The following is a 15,165-nucleotide window of genomic DNA, read 5'->3' on the forward strand; positions in this document are numbered from 1 at the left end:
TTCACACTTCACCGGGCTGGGCGGGGAGGCCGGGCGAACGGCGGGGAGCGCCCGGTGTGAATGCAGCAAGGGCAGCAAATCTCGTGAGGCAGCACGCGCCCCAGCGCGGGCTGTTTGCGTTACAGCATGCGTGCATGAAATTCCAGTAAAGTACTATGCTCCCGCTCAATGAAAGTTGGAGGATGAACAATGGCATGCTGTAATGCTCTCCTCACTTAGATTTGCGCCCTTGCTGCAGAGCGGGGAGCTAGCTTCGTTCGCCCAAGGCCCTTTTGGTTCTTTTGGGCCAGCAAAAGAACAAGAAAAAAGCCACTGGTTTTGGGATACAAATAAGGAAGGAGAGGGTTGTCAGGGGGATTCAAGGATTCCTGATTCAAAGATTCAAAGATTCAGGGGAAGCGAGTTACGGGAGGTTGTCGATGGTTGTCATTGTTGTAATTGTTGTCGTGGTTGTCATGGTTCAGTTTAGCGTGCAGGTTTCCGTGGGTTGTGAGTTAGTAATGAAATAAAACTTATTCTAAGAGACAGATTATACATAAAGCACTCAAGCAGAAACACTTCACGCTTCACCGGGCTGGGCGGGGAGGCCGGGCGAACGGCGGGGAGCGCCCGGTGTGAATGCAGCAAGGGCAGCAAATCTTGTGAGGCAGCACGCGCCCCAGCGCGGGCTGTTTGCGTTACAGCATGCGTGCATGAAATTCCAGTAAAGTACTATGCTCCCGCTCAATGAAAGTTGGAGGATGAACAATGGCATGCTGTAATGCTCTCCTCACTTAGATTTGCGCCCTTGCTGCAGAGCGGGGAGCTAGCTTCGTTCGCCCAAGGCCTTTTGGTTCTTTTGGGCCAGCAAAAGAACAAGAAAAAAAACTTCTGGTTTAGAGGTACTAATAAGACTGGAGAGGGTTGTCAGGGGGATTCAAGGATTCCTGATTCAAAGATTCAGCGGAAGCGAGTTACGGGAAGCGAGTTAAGGGAGGTTGTCGCAGTTGTCATAGTTGTCGTGGTTGTCATGGTTCAGTTTAGCGTGCAGGTTTCCGTGGGTTGTGAGTTAGTAATGAAATAAAACTTATTCTAAGAGACAGATTATACATAAAGCACTCAAGCAGAAACACTTCACACTTCACCGGGCTGGGCGGGGAGGCCGGGCGAACGGCGGGAAGGCAAAGGTCGCAGCTGACATGCTTATCTAGCTTAGTTTACAGATAGTTTTTCGACCCCTTGCACAGTAAGGGGTTCAAAAAGGAATGGTTAGAATGAAAAAACGCCGCTCCGAAAAGGGGCGGCGTTTTTAGTATCCAAAATTACGCTCAGATGCCTTCCTGAATAGCCTTTACACCGGGCAGCACTTTGCCTTCGATGTATTCGAGCATGGCGCCTCCACCGGTGGATACATAGCTTACTTTGTCGGCCAGGTCGTATTTGTTCACGGCAGCCACAGAGTCGCCACCACCAACCAGCGAGAAAGCTCCGCTGGAGGTGGCTTTCACAATGGCATGGGCCACGTCGCGGGTGCCTGCCGAAAAGTTCGGAAACTCAAACACACCCATCGGGCCGTTCCAGAGGATGGTCTTTGAGTTGAGGATCACTTCGCTGAACATCTTGACGGTTTCAGGTCCGATGTCCAGCCCCATCCATCCGTCGGGTATCTGGTTCGAGGGGACAATCTTTTGCTGGGCTTCGTTGTCGAATTTGTCGGCAGCAATGGCATCTACCGGGATGAGCAGGTTGATGCCCAGCTCTTTGGCTTTTTCTACGGCTTTAAGAGCGGTTTCCATCAGATCGTCTTCCACCAGCGAGTTGCCCACCTGTCCGCCCATAGCTTTGATGAAGGTGAACATCATGCCCCCGCCTATGATCAGGTTGTCCACCTTGTCGAGCAGGTTGTTGATGATTTCAATCTTTCCCGATACTTTGGCGCCGCCCAGCACAGCAGTGAAGGGACGTTCGGGATTGACGGTAACTTTTTCCAGGCTGGCCACTTCGTCCTGCATCAGGTAGCCAAAGAGCGAGGCGCCGGGGAAGAAACGGGCAATGATGGCTGTGGAGGCATGTGCGCGGTGGGCGGTGCCAAAAGCGTCGTTCACATACACATCGGCCAGCAGGGCCAGTTTTTTGGCAAAGTTTTCGTCGCCTTTTTCCTCTTCTTTGTAAAACCTCAGGTTTTCGAGCAGCAGCACTTCACCCGGCTTGAGGTTTTCGGCCAGCTCGCGGGCTTCCTGACCAATGCAGTCGGGAGCAAACTTCACCTTGAGGCCGAGGTGTTTCTCCAGGGTAGGGATCACATGCCGGAGCGAATACTTGTCGGTTGGACCGTCTTTGGGCCTGCCCAGGTGCGACATCAGGATGACTGAGCCGCCAACGGAAAGAATTTTCTTAATGGTGGGAACGGCAGCACGGATGCGGGTGTCGTCGGTCACTTCGAATTTCTCGTTCAGCGGAACGTTGAAGTCAACCCGCACAATCACGCGTTTGCCTGAGAGGTTGTACTGATCAATGTTTTTCATTGTGAATGATTTTTAAGGTTATCGTAACTTAGTATTTCTACAGTTGGATTATTGATTATCAATCGATTTGCTCCGGCATTCCAAAGATAACACTTCAGCCTGGTTCCGGCTTCGGCAAGCCCGGGCAAGTTTACAAAGGTGCGTACAATTGCTTCGCCATCAGTATTTTCAAAGAAGGGATCGAGCCTGAAACTGTCGTAGAACAATTGCTTTTCACCCTGGCTGATGTCCACCACCAGATGCAGGTTTTTTACCGGAATCATGTCGGCGGTGGCTGCAGCTTCGAATAGCAAGGCACGGCTAAGCGCAGCAGCAGGGTAGGGTGCCGACACAAGTTCTGCAAATTCGGTTTCCGGAGTCAGAACGATCCGACTGTCGTTCACGGGCCACAGGGTGCTTTGGTCAGGCATCACCAGGTCGCGCAGTTGTTTTTCTCCCGAAAGGCTGTCGTATCTGTAAAGGCCGAGACGTCCGTTGTTGGCCACCGGAATCAGTTGTGAAGTCAGCCCGGGCAGGTTGCGGAGCAGGTCGGCCGGGAGGCTGCGGTTGGCCACAACCACATAATCGAACGGAAGCCGGAGGCTTGCCTCGAGATTTTCGCGCGTGGTGTTGATCACGGTGAAGCCTTTGCGTTCCATGAGCAGCAAGGGCACATTGGTGGTGTAGCTGTCGGGCACCAGCATGCGTGCGTTGCGCGGAATGCCCAGCTGGTCGAGCCAGGCAGCGCTGCCTTCAAAGAGTTTCCGGGTGGTCTCGGTCTGGTCCCAGGGGTGTGAGGTGTATCGTTTTTCGCGGCTGGCAAGTGCAGCATCGGCCATGAGCCAGAAGGCAAGCACATACACCACACCAAAGCTCAGTTTGCGCAGCGGTTTGTCGGCCTGCGGAAGCGACAAACCCACGGAAAGCAGCATCAGCAGTGGCAGGTAAAAGCTTTCGAGAAAATAGTAGTCGTGGTCAGGAAACTGCTTTGCCATGGCCACAAAATAGGCCAGGGCCGCCAGCAGATGCGACAGGGCGGCCAGCAGGATTATGCCTGCCTGAACAGTTTGCAGCCGATGCCTGAAAATGAGAAGCATAAGCAGCGCAAACACCAGCAGCAGGTATTGCACGTAACTGAAATATTCCAGCTTCCATTGCGCCAGGCTCTGTTTGGCCAGCGTCAGCAGCATGGCCGGACTTTCGGCAGGCATGAGCTGCGAAATGAACAGCGAGCCGTAAGTGTGTGCAAGGTGCTGGTTGTGCACATACAATCCGGCCATGGCCAGCAGCGACAAAAGCGGGGGCAGCAGTATTTTGCCCGGGCGGGTCTTTCCGTCTATCCACAGCGCAGCCAGCACCATTCCCGGCAGGGCCATCAGCATAGGCGGACGGATGAGTGCAGCCAGGGTGACAAGACCTATTGCAATGAAATAGGATTTTAGGTCAGGGCTTTGTGCATACCTGTGCAAAAAATAATAGGCTGCCATGACCATTGCAAGGGCCGGAATGCCTGGGATGAACCCATCGAGGTAATAGGCTGCCACCGGCGAAAGCATCGCAAAGGCCACACCCAGCCAGGCCATGGTCAGCGTAGCCCCCATGTTACGCATCAGGGCAAAAAGCATCATCAGGCCGGTGAGCATCAGGGCCAGGTTCAGACCGCGGTGAAAAAAGGGTTGCCGCATCCCGCTCACTTTCATCAGCTGCGCTGCAAGGTATTCGGTGAGGGGAAGGTCGGCCTTGGTGATGCCTTGCAGTTGTGCGGGCATCTGCTCCGGAGGATATTTGGGCCAGAGGTTGGGCGTGGATGGCCTGAACAGCCCAAAGCCATTCTCCAGATACCCGATGGTGAGGGCATAGCGGTCGCTTTGCGTCCAGGCATGCACATGCGAAGGAAAGCTGTTGACCGACGAACGGTAAACCACAGCCACCCACACCAGCAAAAGAAATACAGTAAGGATGTTTGTCAAGCTTCGGCACTGAAAGCTCTGGCTTTTCAGCATAAGGCCCTCTTATCTTGATGCAAAAGTAGGGCTATTTTATCAGGCAGAGCGGATTGCCGCCCCGAGCAACGGCAAAGCAGCGCAGCAAACGGTTGCATTAATGCAACTATATGAAAAATAGTATATTATGATTCTTCCGGTAGGCAAGTAATCACGGTGTCAATCGTCATCGTTGCCGTTTCCGTTGGCTGCCTGATCCGAGCCGAATTCTTTCAGGGCTTTTTTGCGGACAATGAGCCGCACTGCCCTTGGTACGATGCTGAAATCCAGGGGCGAAACACCGAGCGATTCACCATCGGTTTCAAGAAAAATGGAATGCCGTGGTGTGGAAGTGATGCTGACCGTTTTGCCCCGGAAGGTGTCCACCTCAGGCAGGTTGATGAATGAACCATCGTAGAGGTTTTTGATGTTTTTCACCACACGCCATTTGGTGGTTTTACGGATGACGGTGATATCGAACAGGCCATCGTCGGGTATGGCGTTAGGCAACTGCATCATTCCGCCTCCGTTGTAGCGACAGATGCCGATGCTCATGCTGAAAACCTTGTCGTTGAACACCTCGCTCCCATCGACCACAATGCTCAACTGAACGTTCTGATATTGAAACAAGCCTGTGAGCAGGTTGTACAGGTAAACCAGGGTGCCGCCCCTGCCTTCGGCTTTCATGGCGTTGGTTTTCTTGGCCACCAGCGCATCGTAGCCCATGCCGGCCATGTTGATGAAGTACCGGCTCTTGTCTTCGGTGTCGTGACGGTATTTCACCTTGCCCACATCCTGAAGAAAGGTGCGCCCTTTGCGCAGGATGCGGATGGCTTTTTCGTACTTGAGCGGGAATTTGTACATCCTCCCCCAGTCGTTGCCCGTACCCACGGTGATCATGCCAAGGGTGATTTCATGTGTGGCGTAGCGCGTCTGCTGAAAAATGCCGTTGACCACTTCGTTGAGGGTGCCATCGCCACCCACGGCAATGATCTTACTGAAACCCAGATCGTTCACCATGTTGCGGGTGATCTCTATGGCATGGAAAGGCCGCTCGGTGAGTACCGAGATAAACGTGAATCCCGCTTCGACGAGCAGGTCGTGTATGGTTGGCCAGTCTTTTTCACATTTTCCACTCCCTGCCTTAGGGTTGACTACCACGAGCCATTTGTCGGTTTCTTTCATCAATGAGTTTGTTGAGTTGATTTGCAACAGTTTGCGCATCGAGTGCTGACATGCAGGCGCAAGTTGCAGATTTTTTGCAATCGTTGCAACTTTCTTTCAGGCTCAATGCATATGCCATTGGCCCCAGTGGCCGCCAACGTCCGGGATGAATGGGCCGGATGGCCGGATAGATGCCTACTGCAATACGTCCGAGGGCTGCTGCCAGATGCAGTGGTCCGGTGCTGGCTGCAACCAGTCCGTCGGCCCGTGCAATAAAACGGATATATTGTTCCAGATCGAGCTGCCCGGTAAGGTCGATAAGCCGGGGATGCTGTGCCATCAGGGGTTTGATGAGTTCGCCTTCGGCAGCCGTGCCTCCCACAAAAATCCGGAATTTTTCCTCAGGAAGCAATCCGGCCAATTCGGCAAACTTTTCGAGTGGCCATTCACGTGCGCTGCCTTTCGACTTGGGGTGAAAGATCAGGTTGATCTTGTCGGGCTGAATCAGATCGAAAGGAGCTTTATCATCATTGGTTACCAAAGGTTTGAAACCATACAGCGGCCATATTCTGGCCTGGGGCACAAAGTCCACAATCCCCAGTGGCATCAGCAGCTTGATGTTGAGCTGGGCTTCGTGCAGGTCGGAGCTTCGCCGGCTCAGGGGTACCAGATGGTTTACAAAGAGATAATGGTACCAGCGACCACTGGCGCCGATGCGGTGGGCAATGCCTGCCTTTGCTGCCAGCGTGGCAAGGTCGCGGCGCGGAAACACATGTATCATAGTGTTGGCACCGGCCGATTTCAACGCAGCCAGCTGCCGGTCGGGAGGCTGCTGCAGCAAGGCATCGGCATCCCAGATTTCATCAATATGGATGCAACTTCGTAGTACGGCTTTGGTATAGGCTTTACCAAGAAAAATGATCTTCGTTTCGGGGTAATATCTTTTGATCAGGCCGCACATTGGCAGGGTGAGCACCACATCGCCAATGCTGTCGGTGCGCGAGATGATGAGGGTTTTTGGCTGGATGGGCTTTTGCAGGTAACGCAGCTTCAGGTATTTCAGGAAAGTGGCTTTGGCCGAACGACGGGCAATGCGCCAGCCTGTTAGTCCGTCGAGCAACCCGAGCTTAACCACATAATCGCGCAGAAATTTTACCACAGGAGAAAGCCAGAGGAAGAGTCTGCCGGCTTTGCGCCCTTTTTCGAAATAGGTTTTGGCGCCAATCGAGCTGAAGTGTTCAATCTGCAGGCTGTGGTCTTCCGGCCGGTGGTAGGAATAGTGCAGCAGGTCGCCTTTCAGGTGGACGATTCGTGCTTCCCTGTTGAACATTACCTTGTCGTGCGGGTTGAGGCCGCCCCAGCGCGCCTTGGTGCGGTCGAACAGACGGAGCTTGCGGTCGGGATACCATCCGCTGTGCTTCACCCATTTCCCCAGGTAGCTGGTGAGGCGGTTCATGGTATAGCCATCCGCCGGAAAACCCTGCTGTTTTTCGCGCATGATTGCGTCATAGAGTGCGGGCGAAAGGGCTTCATCGGCATCCAGTGCCAGCACCATATCGTGTGTGCACCGGCTCAGGGCATAATTCTTCTGCTCGATATATCCCTCAAATGCATGCAGTTCGAACCGCACACCGGCCTCATGGCAAATTTGTGCCGTGGCGTCGGTCGAAAAAGAGTCAATCACCACCACCTCGTCGGCCAGTCCTTTCACCGATGCCAGGCAGCGTGCAATGTTTTTTTCCTCGTTCCAGGTGATGACGGCCACCGACAACAAACGCATAGTTGAGGTTTTGGGAGGCCAAAGTTGGGAAAAATTGCGCATCACAGATACCCTTGGCTGATGCTCAGGCTGTTTTGTGATGGAAAAAGCGCTGCCACATGGCATGGCATCCCATTTTTTGTAATATTGCACTAACATTAAACCAACCAAGCTGTTATGCCAGCACTGCAGCCTACAGCCGGCTATTTACCACTCAACCTGATGGAGTTGATTCCGTGGGTGATTGTCGGGTTGCTCCTTTTCATCGCACTGATGCTGTTTTTCTTTCTTGTCGTGCACAGGCGCAACAACCTGCGTCGTTTTGCCGAGCTTGAGGAGAAAATGTTGTTTTTTCATCCTGCCGGCCTGCCTGATAAGCCCGAAAGCATGGATATGGCGTATGTATTGGCCGAACTCGAGCGGATCAAAGCCCAGCTTGCCGAGCTCAGGGCCATGCAAACCAGCCCGAAAGCTGATGAGGTCACAATGGAGAAGATAGAGATCTTTAAAAAAGGTATCCATCAGCACCTCAACGAGTTGTATGAGCGCATCAAGCTCAACGAAATCAACACCAACCGGATGCTGCATTACCTCGAAGACCTGCGCGAAAGCATCAGCCAGGCCGGGGAATAGCCTTAATAAGGATGGAAAGAGCTGATAAAGAAAAAGGGCCGAATAATGTCAGGGTTCTGGGTACTGGGATCTGGGTTCAGGGATTCAAAGATTCCTGATTCAAAGATTCAAAGATTCAAGGGGTTGCGGGAAGCGAGTTACGGGTGACGGGAGGTTGTCTTGGTTATTGGAGTTGTCGTAGTTGTTGGTGGTTGTCGTGGTTGTCATTGTTGTCCTTGTTCGTTAAAAGCTACTGTTTTCCATTAGTTTGAAGGAGGCAATTTATATGCAGCGCTTCCCATGCATGCAAGTTTGTTCCTTCAAAGCATAGATTTTTTATTTCCTACTTTGTCTTGATACAAAGTAGGCAAAGATCAAGCCCGGGCGAAGGCTCCCCGCCCTTTCCAAAAACTTGAAATCCAGTGGGGCGGGCGGCAGGCTTGCCGCGATGGCCACGCTGTCGCGTGTCCAGCCCCACGGATTTCTACGTTTTTGGAAATTCCCGCCTCACCGTCCCCGCGCCCGGGCCTTCCTCCCCGCCAGTAAGCTGTTTGATGTGAAGTGTAGGTGGTGGTAAACCTCATAAAACATAAACTCATTGCTTACAAATGATTTGATTAATGTGCCTAAACAGAATTACTTGACACTTTCACCGGGTAGGGCGGGGAGGAAGGGCGAACGGCGGGAAGGGCGGAGGAGGGTTGTCATTGTTGTCGATGGTTGTCGTTGTTGTCATGGCTCAGTTCGGCTTGCCAGTTTCGTGCGATTTGAAATCATTCCGAACTTAATTCCTTTTGAAATGATAGATTGCAATTAAAGCGCTCAAGCAGAAACACTTGAAACTTTCACCGGGCTGGGCGGGGAGGTAGCTTCGTTCGCCCAAGGCTCCACCTGAGGCGGACAAGCTTTTTGGTTCTTTTGGGCCAGCAAAAGAACAAGAAAAAAAGGCGTTGGTTTAGAGTTGCGAACAGCTTCAGCGAACATTGGGAATCGCACGGAATAAGCGCATCAAACTCAACGATATCAACACCAACCGCATGCTGCATTACCTCGAAGACCTGCGCGAAAGCATCAGCCAGGCCGGGAAATTGCATTGACATGGATACTATGAGCTTAAAAAGAAAAAGGGGCTGCTAACCGCAGCCCCTTTCATTTTCGCTCCCCCTGCTGGACTTGAACCAGCGACCCTCTGATTAACAGTCAGATGCTCTGACCAACTGAGCTAAGGAGGAGTGTTTCTCAGATTTGAGGCTGCAAAATTATAGCTTTTTACAAAATGAGCAATAGTTTTTTTCAAAAATTCTCGCAGGTATCTCATCTCTGCGCTGGTCCATTGGCTAACTTTGCGGGAGCAGCATTGCAGCACGCTAAAATTTCAGTGCATATGGCCCTCATCTCCTTTTCCTCACAACTCGACACAGACGAATTCGAGAAAATGACAGCCGGTCTGTCGCCCATCGACGAGTTTGCCATTCCCGACGAACTCATTGAAGCCGGCTTCACCGTGCAACAAAGCATTGAGCTTTCGGCAAGCGACGGACGCAAATGGTTTTGCACGGCTTACGTCAGGCATGAGCACCGGGTGGTGATGGCCCACGTCACCGAGTCGGCAGACTCAGATGTGCTTTCGGGCGAGGTGTATGTGTTTGCCAATGCCGACTGGGAGGGGCTGACTGCCCACTGGTAAGCCCGAAAGATCATTTGGATTTGCAGCGCGTTGAAAAAATAATAGTTTTGCAAAACTTACCCGGCCACAGCTGCATCCATGAATACCGATAAACTGCTCCGGCTTTGTCTTACCTTTATTTTCCTTTGCCTGAAAGGAAGCATAATTGCGCAGCAGCCTAGTCAGATCAGCGATTTTACGATCACCATCACATTCGCCCAGCCCATCACCGATACGCCATCGGTAATCAAGGCGCCTTTGAAATATAACAAAGACTTTGCCCTCATTTTGCAGATGGACGATGGCAATCCTGCCATCCACGATCTGGTCATGCCTTATTTCAAGGGGCAGCAGGGCAATCCCGGATTGTTCTACACCGAGGGCATACCCCAAAACATCCAGCCTTTCAAGATGGATGCAGTTCATTTTTCGTTCAATGGGCTGGGTGCCGACATCCACAACTACGTTCCCGGTTTTCTGCATTGGGACAATATTATCAATTTGTGGGCCGGCGAGTTTGGCATAGTCAACCACGGACTTACCGACCCCCCAAGCCCCGACCATGAGCTTGAGGTGCGCCGCAACGCCAGCTACACCAAGCGTAAGACCCTCAGCGGCACCATTCCCGACGGCTACGACATGAATGTATATGTGCTGCCCAACAATGTGGAGGCACAACTGCCCATCGCCAGGCAGCACAACCTGGCGGTGTATCACGACAACATCAACTCTTTGCCCAACCCGCTTGTGGTCGAAAACCTCCCGGAGATACAGGGCATACAGATTTCGCGCTGGAGCATCACCAACAACCTCTTCAATCAGGTGCAAACCATTGCCAGCCAGGCAGGTCCGGGCAATCACCTCATTGCCACCTTTTACAATCATGGATTCGGCAATGTGGACATCACTTTCGACCAGTTCAAGACGCAGATGAACCAGATTGCAGCGGCCTACGGCCGCAACGGTTCCGACCGCATCTGGTCGGCCTCGTCGAGCGAGGTGTTCGAGTACCTCAGGCTCAGGGAGCTCATCACGGTCAACACCAACATCAACGACAATGTGCTCACCCTCACATTCACAGGCAACAACATCCCCGGCAATTTCCGTTATTACGCCCTGACCATTGTGGTAGAGGGCGCCTCGAACATCGTGGATATGCAGGTGGTGCAGCCCGATGGGTTGTCGAGCTATTTCTTCAACCAGAACAAAGCACAGCTGAACCTGAAGTGGAATGGCCGGGTGATCCCCGATGCCGGCGAACGCGCCTCGGCTGCGGTGCTGGCTGCCGAACAGCAAACCACCCATGCCAATGCCCTGGTGGCCATGGACTATGTGCAGATGCTGCCCGACGGACAACTTAAAGAAACCCTGCGCGACCGACTTTGTGCCTTGCCGGGCAATATCCCTTATGAGCTCGGATTTTGCCGCCCGCCGGAATTCTTAGGTCCCGACACCGCAGTATGTGTGGGCGACACCTTGCGTTTTACCGCGCCTGAAGCACTCAGTTACCTTTGGAGCAACGGACATACCGGACGCACACTCACCTGGGTGGTGGAGGAAAACACCACGATCTGGGCCAGAGTAACTTACCCGAATAACTACGTCATCAGCGATACCGTTCATATAACGGCGCTGCCCCGGCCCAATGTGCTTATAGAGCCCGCACAGGTATCCATCAATCCCGGCGACCCCACCACACTAACTGCTTCGGGTGCAGCCACCTACCTCTGGTCAACCGGCCAGACCACACCCTCAATCACCGTGAGTCCGCGCAAAACAACAAGCTATTGGGTGGAAGGCACGGCCCAGAATGGTTGCAGCTCACTTGCCGAAGCCCTGGTCGAAGTGGTGTTTACCACCATTGTGGACTTTCTGTTCGAGCCGGTTTGCCTGGGCGACACCAGCCTGCTTATTGCCCAGATTCAGACCAACGACAGCATTGTGTCGTTGCAGTGGGACCTCAATGGCGACGGGGTATTTGGCGATGCAGTGAACGATACCGTGCGCATCAGGTTTGCCACCATTGGCGAAAAAAACGTCGGATTGCAGGTAAACACCGCAAGCCAGGCCGTTATCACCAAATACAACCAGGTGATTGTGGCCGACAAACCCCAGGTGCGTTTTTCCACGAGCGGGCAGTGTGTGGGATTGCCTGTGACATTTACCGATCAATCCACGGTCAGCATAGGTACCATCGCCCAGCGGGTATGGAGCACCGGCGACGGCAATGCGTTTGGCAATGCGGAATTCAACTATCAATATTTGGAGACAGGCAACTACCTGGTGACCCTGGAGGTGAGTTCTTCCTACGGTTGTACCGACACCCTTTCCCGTTTGCTGACCATACATCCGCTGCCGGAATTCAGCCTTCGGCTTTCGGACGGAACCATCGTGGCGCCAGACTCGGAAACTCCCATCAAGCCGGGAGAGCAGCTGATATTCAGTGTGGAAGGTGTGCGCGACAGCCTCATCTGGCAGGGCACGGTGCGTACCCCCACGTATGCGGTGACTGCAGCTGGAAATTATTACGTGGATGTGTACCGCGGAGGATGTGTGGTGCGCAGGCAGTTTGCGGTGAAGCAACTGGGCGGCACAGCGCCTTCCGATGGCATGATGAACCTCTTTACGCCCAATGGCGATGGATATAACGATGTGTGGGTGATCCACAACTACGAAGCATTGCGACCGGTGCGGGTGGCCGTGTACACCCGGACAGGCGCCCTGGTCTTCCAACGCAATAACTACCAGAACGACTGGAATGGTTACTACAACGGTAACCCGCTTCCTGAAGGCACATATTACTACATTATCGAAGGCCGCGATGGCGTGGTCATCAAAGGACCTTTAACCATCATCAGGTGATATGAAGCGAATTGTTGGATTTCTGGCTGGCATACTTTTGCTCTCGGCTTCCGCAAGGGCGCAGCAACAACCCCTTGGCTCTCATTACCTGGTGAACCTCTATTCGCTCAACCCTGTTTTTGCCGGGCAAACCTACGACAGGTCTTTCTTTATGAACTACCGGCGCGACTGGGTAGGCATTCCGGGTAGTCCGACCACCATTCAGATCAACGGCCACCGGAAGTTGGTGGAGGGGCTGCACCTTGGCGGCTCGCTGCTGGGCGATCAGGCCGATATTTTTTACCGCCTCCGGGCAGGCCTTAGCCTGACCTACCGCCTGCAAACCGGCGATGGGCAATACCTGAGTGTTGGCCTGGGCGGCAACATGTTCCAGAGCCTCATCCGCATCGACCGTGCCAATGTGGATCTGCAAGACCCCGTGCTCCGCGACCTCGACCGGCTGCTCAACACCAGCTTCAATGTTTCGTTCGGACTGAGCTGGAGCTACGATAACTTTTTCGTTGGCGCAGGCTCGCCCCTGGTATTGCGCACGCGCGAAGCCTATTACACTGGCGTAGAAGGCCTGTTTGCCTACGAGCGCGCATGGGATGTATTTACCGGCCATCGCTTTGATATTGACGGATATTGGGAGTTCAGCCCCATGCTGCTTTACCGAAAAACCATCAACCAGCCGTCCACCTTCGACTTTTCAACCATGTTCAGCTACGACCAACGGCTGTGGCTGGGGGCGCTCTACCGCACCACAGGCCTGTTTGGGTTGAGTGTGGGTGGCCGTGTGTTCGACCGCACCGTGTTTCACTACACCTACGAGGCCGGCATCGGCGGCATCAACCTGGGTTCGGGCGGAAGCCACGAAATCAGCATCGGGTTTACATCACTTGCTGCTCCGGACAATACAGGCTTCAAAAAAAACAACCGCCACGATGCCTACCAAAGGCGTCCTGCCCGTCAAACGGACAGGCAAACCGGCAATCAACAGTCCGTCAGAAATCAAAGCCGCCAGAACGTTCGCAAAAACAGGTCGAACAACCATGGCAACATAAGGATCAAACCATACCAGACGCCCCTGCAGCCCCGCTATGCGCCATACGAAAAGTTTTGATTTCTTCACTTTCCAGTGTTTTTTCCTGCCACGTCTATGTCTGATCATCCTCACCTGGATGCTGATGCCTTCGTGCTCCAATGCACAGCAGTCCGGCAATAGTCCTGGAATACACCAGATACGTATCCGCCTCGACGGCAGGCCGGAAAAAGTCGGCGTGCAAAAAACTCCTTTGCGCTACAACAAGCGTTTTGCCATGAGTTTTCACACCGACGACGGTTTTGCCGATGTGTATCATATTGGATTTAAATTTTTTACGGGCAAAGATGGAAGCCCTTTTCCGGGTTTGTTTTTCACCGATGGTTGCGGAAACGAGCTTCCTTTCAGGCTGAGTGCGGCACTCTTTTCGTTCAGTGCATGGAATAACGAAGATATGCATCAGTTGCAAAACAACTACAACACGGTGAGCTGGGATCAACTTGCCAGCATGTACCGCCATGGCTGCGGCATCTACAACCACGGTTTCACCTCGGATGCGCCAACAACCCCCGAAGAAATCAGCTACTCCATACGACGCAACGAGAGCTACATCCGCCGAAGCCTCGCAACTGAGGATGTCAGGACCAGAATACTGGTAAATCCCAATGGTTTGCAGGAGTTTAGTCCGGTGGCTTTTCGCCTGGGCTATCGCTATGCATTCCGGATGGGCGCCTGGACCATCATCCCCGAAACCGGCATAAACGTGAATGCCTTTCAGGCCTGGGACAAACCCCTGGAGCTTAACAGGGTGCTGGCCGAAACCGTTGATGTAAAACAACTTGCCGACAATCTGGCCCGAAAAAGTGTACATGGAGCCAACTACTGGATGCCCGTGTTTACCCACCGCATTATCGAAGACTATCCGCTGGATGATTTTTACAACGACTGGAGCTACATTGCCAAAACGTATGGCAAACAGGGCAGCGACGACATCTGGATGGCTTCGGAAGAGGAGATACTCAACTATCTTTTGGTTCGCCAGCGCGTGGAAATCACCCATGAGGTGCAAGGTAATATGCTGATTATAAGTTTGCAGGGTGATCTTCCGCCCGACCTGAGGTTTTATCCGCTCAGCCTTCTGGTCGAAACGCCGGGGGTAACAATCGCAGGCGTGGAGACAGTCGGAGCGGGACAGCTTGCACATAGTTTGCCCGGAAAGTCGGATATGCTCATCAACCTGAGCTGGGAAGGCAACAAAGAACCTTCGATTGGACAACGGGCTGTGTTGGAAGTGGAAAGGGTCGAAAAGACGCGCTCCCCCTACGATGCGCTCGTGGCCATGGACTATGTGCTTGCCCTGCCCGATGGAAAAATGAAAGACAAGCTGCGCAAACGACTTTGTGCAATTGAAGGACCGGTATTCGAAAAGGGTTTTTGCCCCGAAAACTGACCCGGATAGTTGCAGACGCAGTCACAGGTGAAAAAATTATTTTTTTGTATTTCGTAATTGATGCCAGGCGGAAACCATACCATCACAGAGGATAATTCCGGCAAAAAACCGACCATCTATTTCATAAATATTTGTTAACAAGCAACTTATAATCACAGTTTAGGCG

At 52.9% G+C, this 15,165-nt stretch carries 9 protein-coding genes and 1 tRNA gene; 5 read left to right on the forward strand and 5 right to left on the reverse strand.

The genetic code is table 11. The features are described from left to right. Positions 1-1,307: 1,307 nt before the first annotated feature. The 4 genes from IPM52_10615 to IPM52_10630 all read right to left on the reverse strand — a co-directional run bounded on the left by IPM52_10615 (position 1,308) and on the right by IPM52_10630 (position 7,409). Positions 1,308-2,504, reverse strand: a complete 1,197-nt coding sequence (locus IPM52_10615; GenBank protein MBK9292061.1) for a phosphoglycerate kinase — start codon at positions 2,502-2,504, stop codon at positions 1,308-1,310. After that, positions 2,501-4,486 (reverse strand): glycosyltransferase family 39 protein, encoded by a 1,986-nt coding sequence (locus tag IPM52_10620; protein ID MBK9292062.1) that lies wholly within the window; start codon positions 4,484-4,486, stop codon positions 2,501-2,503. The genes IPM52_10615 and IPM52_10620 overlap by 4 nt, the downstream gene beginning before the upstream one ends. Before the next feature lie 159 nt (positions 4,487-4,645). Then, positions 4,646-5,650: a diacylglycerol kinase family lipid kinase gene (locus tag IPM52_10625; GenBank protein MBK9292063.1), complete on the reverse strand. Its 1,005-nt coding sequence runs from the start codon at positions 5,648-5,650 to the stop codon at positions 4,646-4,648. Beyond that, the gene (locus IPM52_10630) at positions 5,610-7,409 is read right to left on the reverse strand and encodes a glycosyltransferase (GenBank protein ID MBK9292064.1); all 1,800 of its coding nucleotides are present in this window, start codon (positions 7,407-7,409) and stop codon (positions 5,610-5,612) included. Before IPM52_10630 ends, IPM52_10625 begins: the two co-directional genes overlap by 41 nt. A 156-nt stretch (positions 7,410-7,565) precedes the next feature. Between IPM52_10630 and IPM52_10635 the strand changes: the two genes are divergently transcribed. Next, positions 7,566-8,021: a hypothetical protein gene (locus tag IPM52_10635; GenBank protein MBK9292065.1), complete on the forward strand. Its 456-nt coding sequence runs from the start codon at positions 7,566-7,568 to the stop codon at positions 8,019-8,021. A 1,137-nt stretch (positions 8,022-9,158) separates the two neighbouring features. Here the strand turns inward: IPM52_10635 and IPM52_10640 are convergent. Next, positions 9,159-9,232 (reverse strand) — tRNA-Asn (locus IPM52_10640). Positions 9,233-9,384: 152 nt separating this feature from the next. Between IPM52_10640 and IPM52_10645 the strand changes: the two genes are divergently transcribed. From IPM52_10645 to IPM52_10660, 4 genes are all read left to right on the forward strand, one after another. Beyond that, complete coding sequence (locus IPM52_10645; GenBank protein ID MBK9292066.1) at positions 9,385-9,687, forward strand: hypothetical protein; 303 nt, start codon at positions 9,385-9,387, stop codon at positions 9,685-9,687. Positions 9,688-9,765: 78 nt separating this feature from the next. Continuing rightward, positions 9,766-12,528 (forward strand): gliding motility-associated C-terminal domain-containing protein, encoded by a 2,763-nt coding sequence (locus tag IPM52_10650; GenBank protein ID MBK9292067.1) that lies wholly within the window; start codon positions 9,766-9,768, stop codon positions 12,526-12,528. Between the two features lies 1 nt (position 12,529). Then, positions 12,530-13,630, forward strand: coding sequence for a PorP/SprF family type IX secretion system membrane protein (locus IPM52_10655; GenBank protein ID MBK9292068.1), 1,101 nt, complete (start codon positions 12,530-12,532; stop codon positions 13,628-13,630). Then, a complete protein-coding gene (locus tag IPM52_10660) occupies positions 13,608-14,999 on the forward strand; it encodes a hypothetical protein (protein MBK9292069.1) in 1,392 nt (463 codons plus the stop codon). Before IPM52_10655 ends, IPM52_10660 begins: the two co-directional genes overlap by 23 nt. Positions 15,000-15,165 lie beyond the last annotated feature (166 nt).

The organism is Bacteroidota bacterium (assembly GCA_016715945.1).
Lineage (GTDB): Bacteria > Bacteroidota > Bacteroidia > Bacteroidales > F082 > JALNZU01.

What these genes read in the sequence shown, in the direction of transcription:
- IPM52_10630 (MBK9292064.1), bottom strand. Translation starts at nt 7,409, where the DNA reads ATGCGTTTGTTGTCGGTGGCCGTCATCACCTGGAACGAGGAAAAAAAC.
- IPM52_10615 (MBK9292061.1), bottom strand. Translation starts at nt 2,504, where the DNA reads ATGAAAAACATTGATCAGTACAACCTCTCAGGCAAACGCGTGATTGTG.
- IPM52_10620 (MBK9292062.1), bottom strand. Translation starts at nt 4,486, where the DNA reads ATGCTGAAAAGCCAGAGCTTTCAGTGCCGAAGCTTGACAAACATCCTT.
- IPM52_10635 (MBK9292065.1), top strand. Translation starts at nt 7,566, where the DNA reads ATGCCAGCACTGCAGCCTACAGCCGGCTATTTACCACTCAACCTGATG.
- IPM52_10660 (MBK9292069.1), top strand. Translation starts at nt 13,608, where the DNA reads ATGCGCCATACGAAAAGTTTTGATTTCTTCACTTTCCAGTGTTTTTTC.
- IPM52_10625 (MBK9292063.1), bottom strand. Translation starts at nt 5,650, where the DNA reads ATGAAAGAAACCGACAAATGGCTCGTGGTAGTCAACCCTAAGGCAGGG.
- IPM52_10645 (MBK9292066.1), top strand. Translation starts at nt 9,385, where the DNA reads ATGGCCCTCATCTCCTTTTCCTCACAACTCGACACAGACGAATTCGAG.
- IPM52_10655 (MBK9292068.1), top strand. Translation starts at nt 12,530, where the DNA reads ATGAAGCGAATTGTTGGATTTCTGGCTGGCATACTTTTGCTCTCGGCT.
- IPM52_10650 (MBK9292067.1), top strand. Translation starts at nt 9,766, where the DNA reads ATGAATACCGATAAACTGCTCCGGCTTTGTCTTACCTTTATTTTCCTT.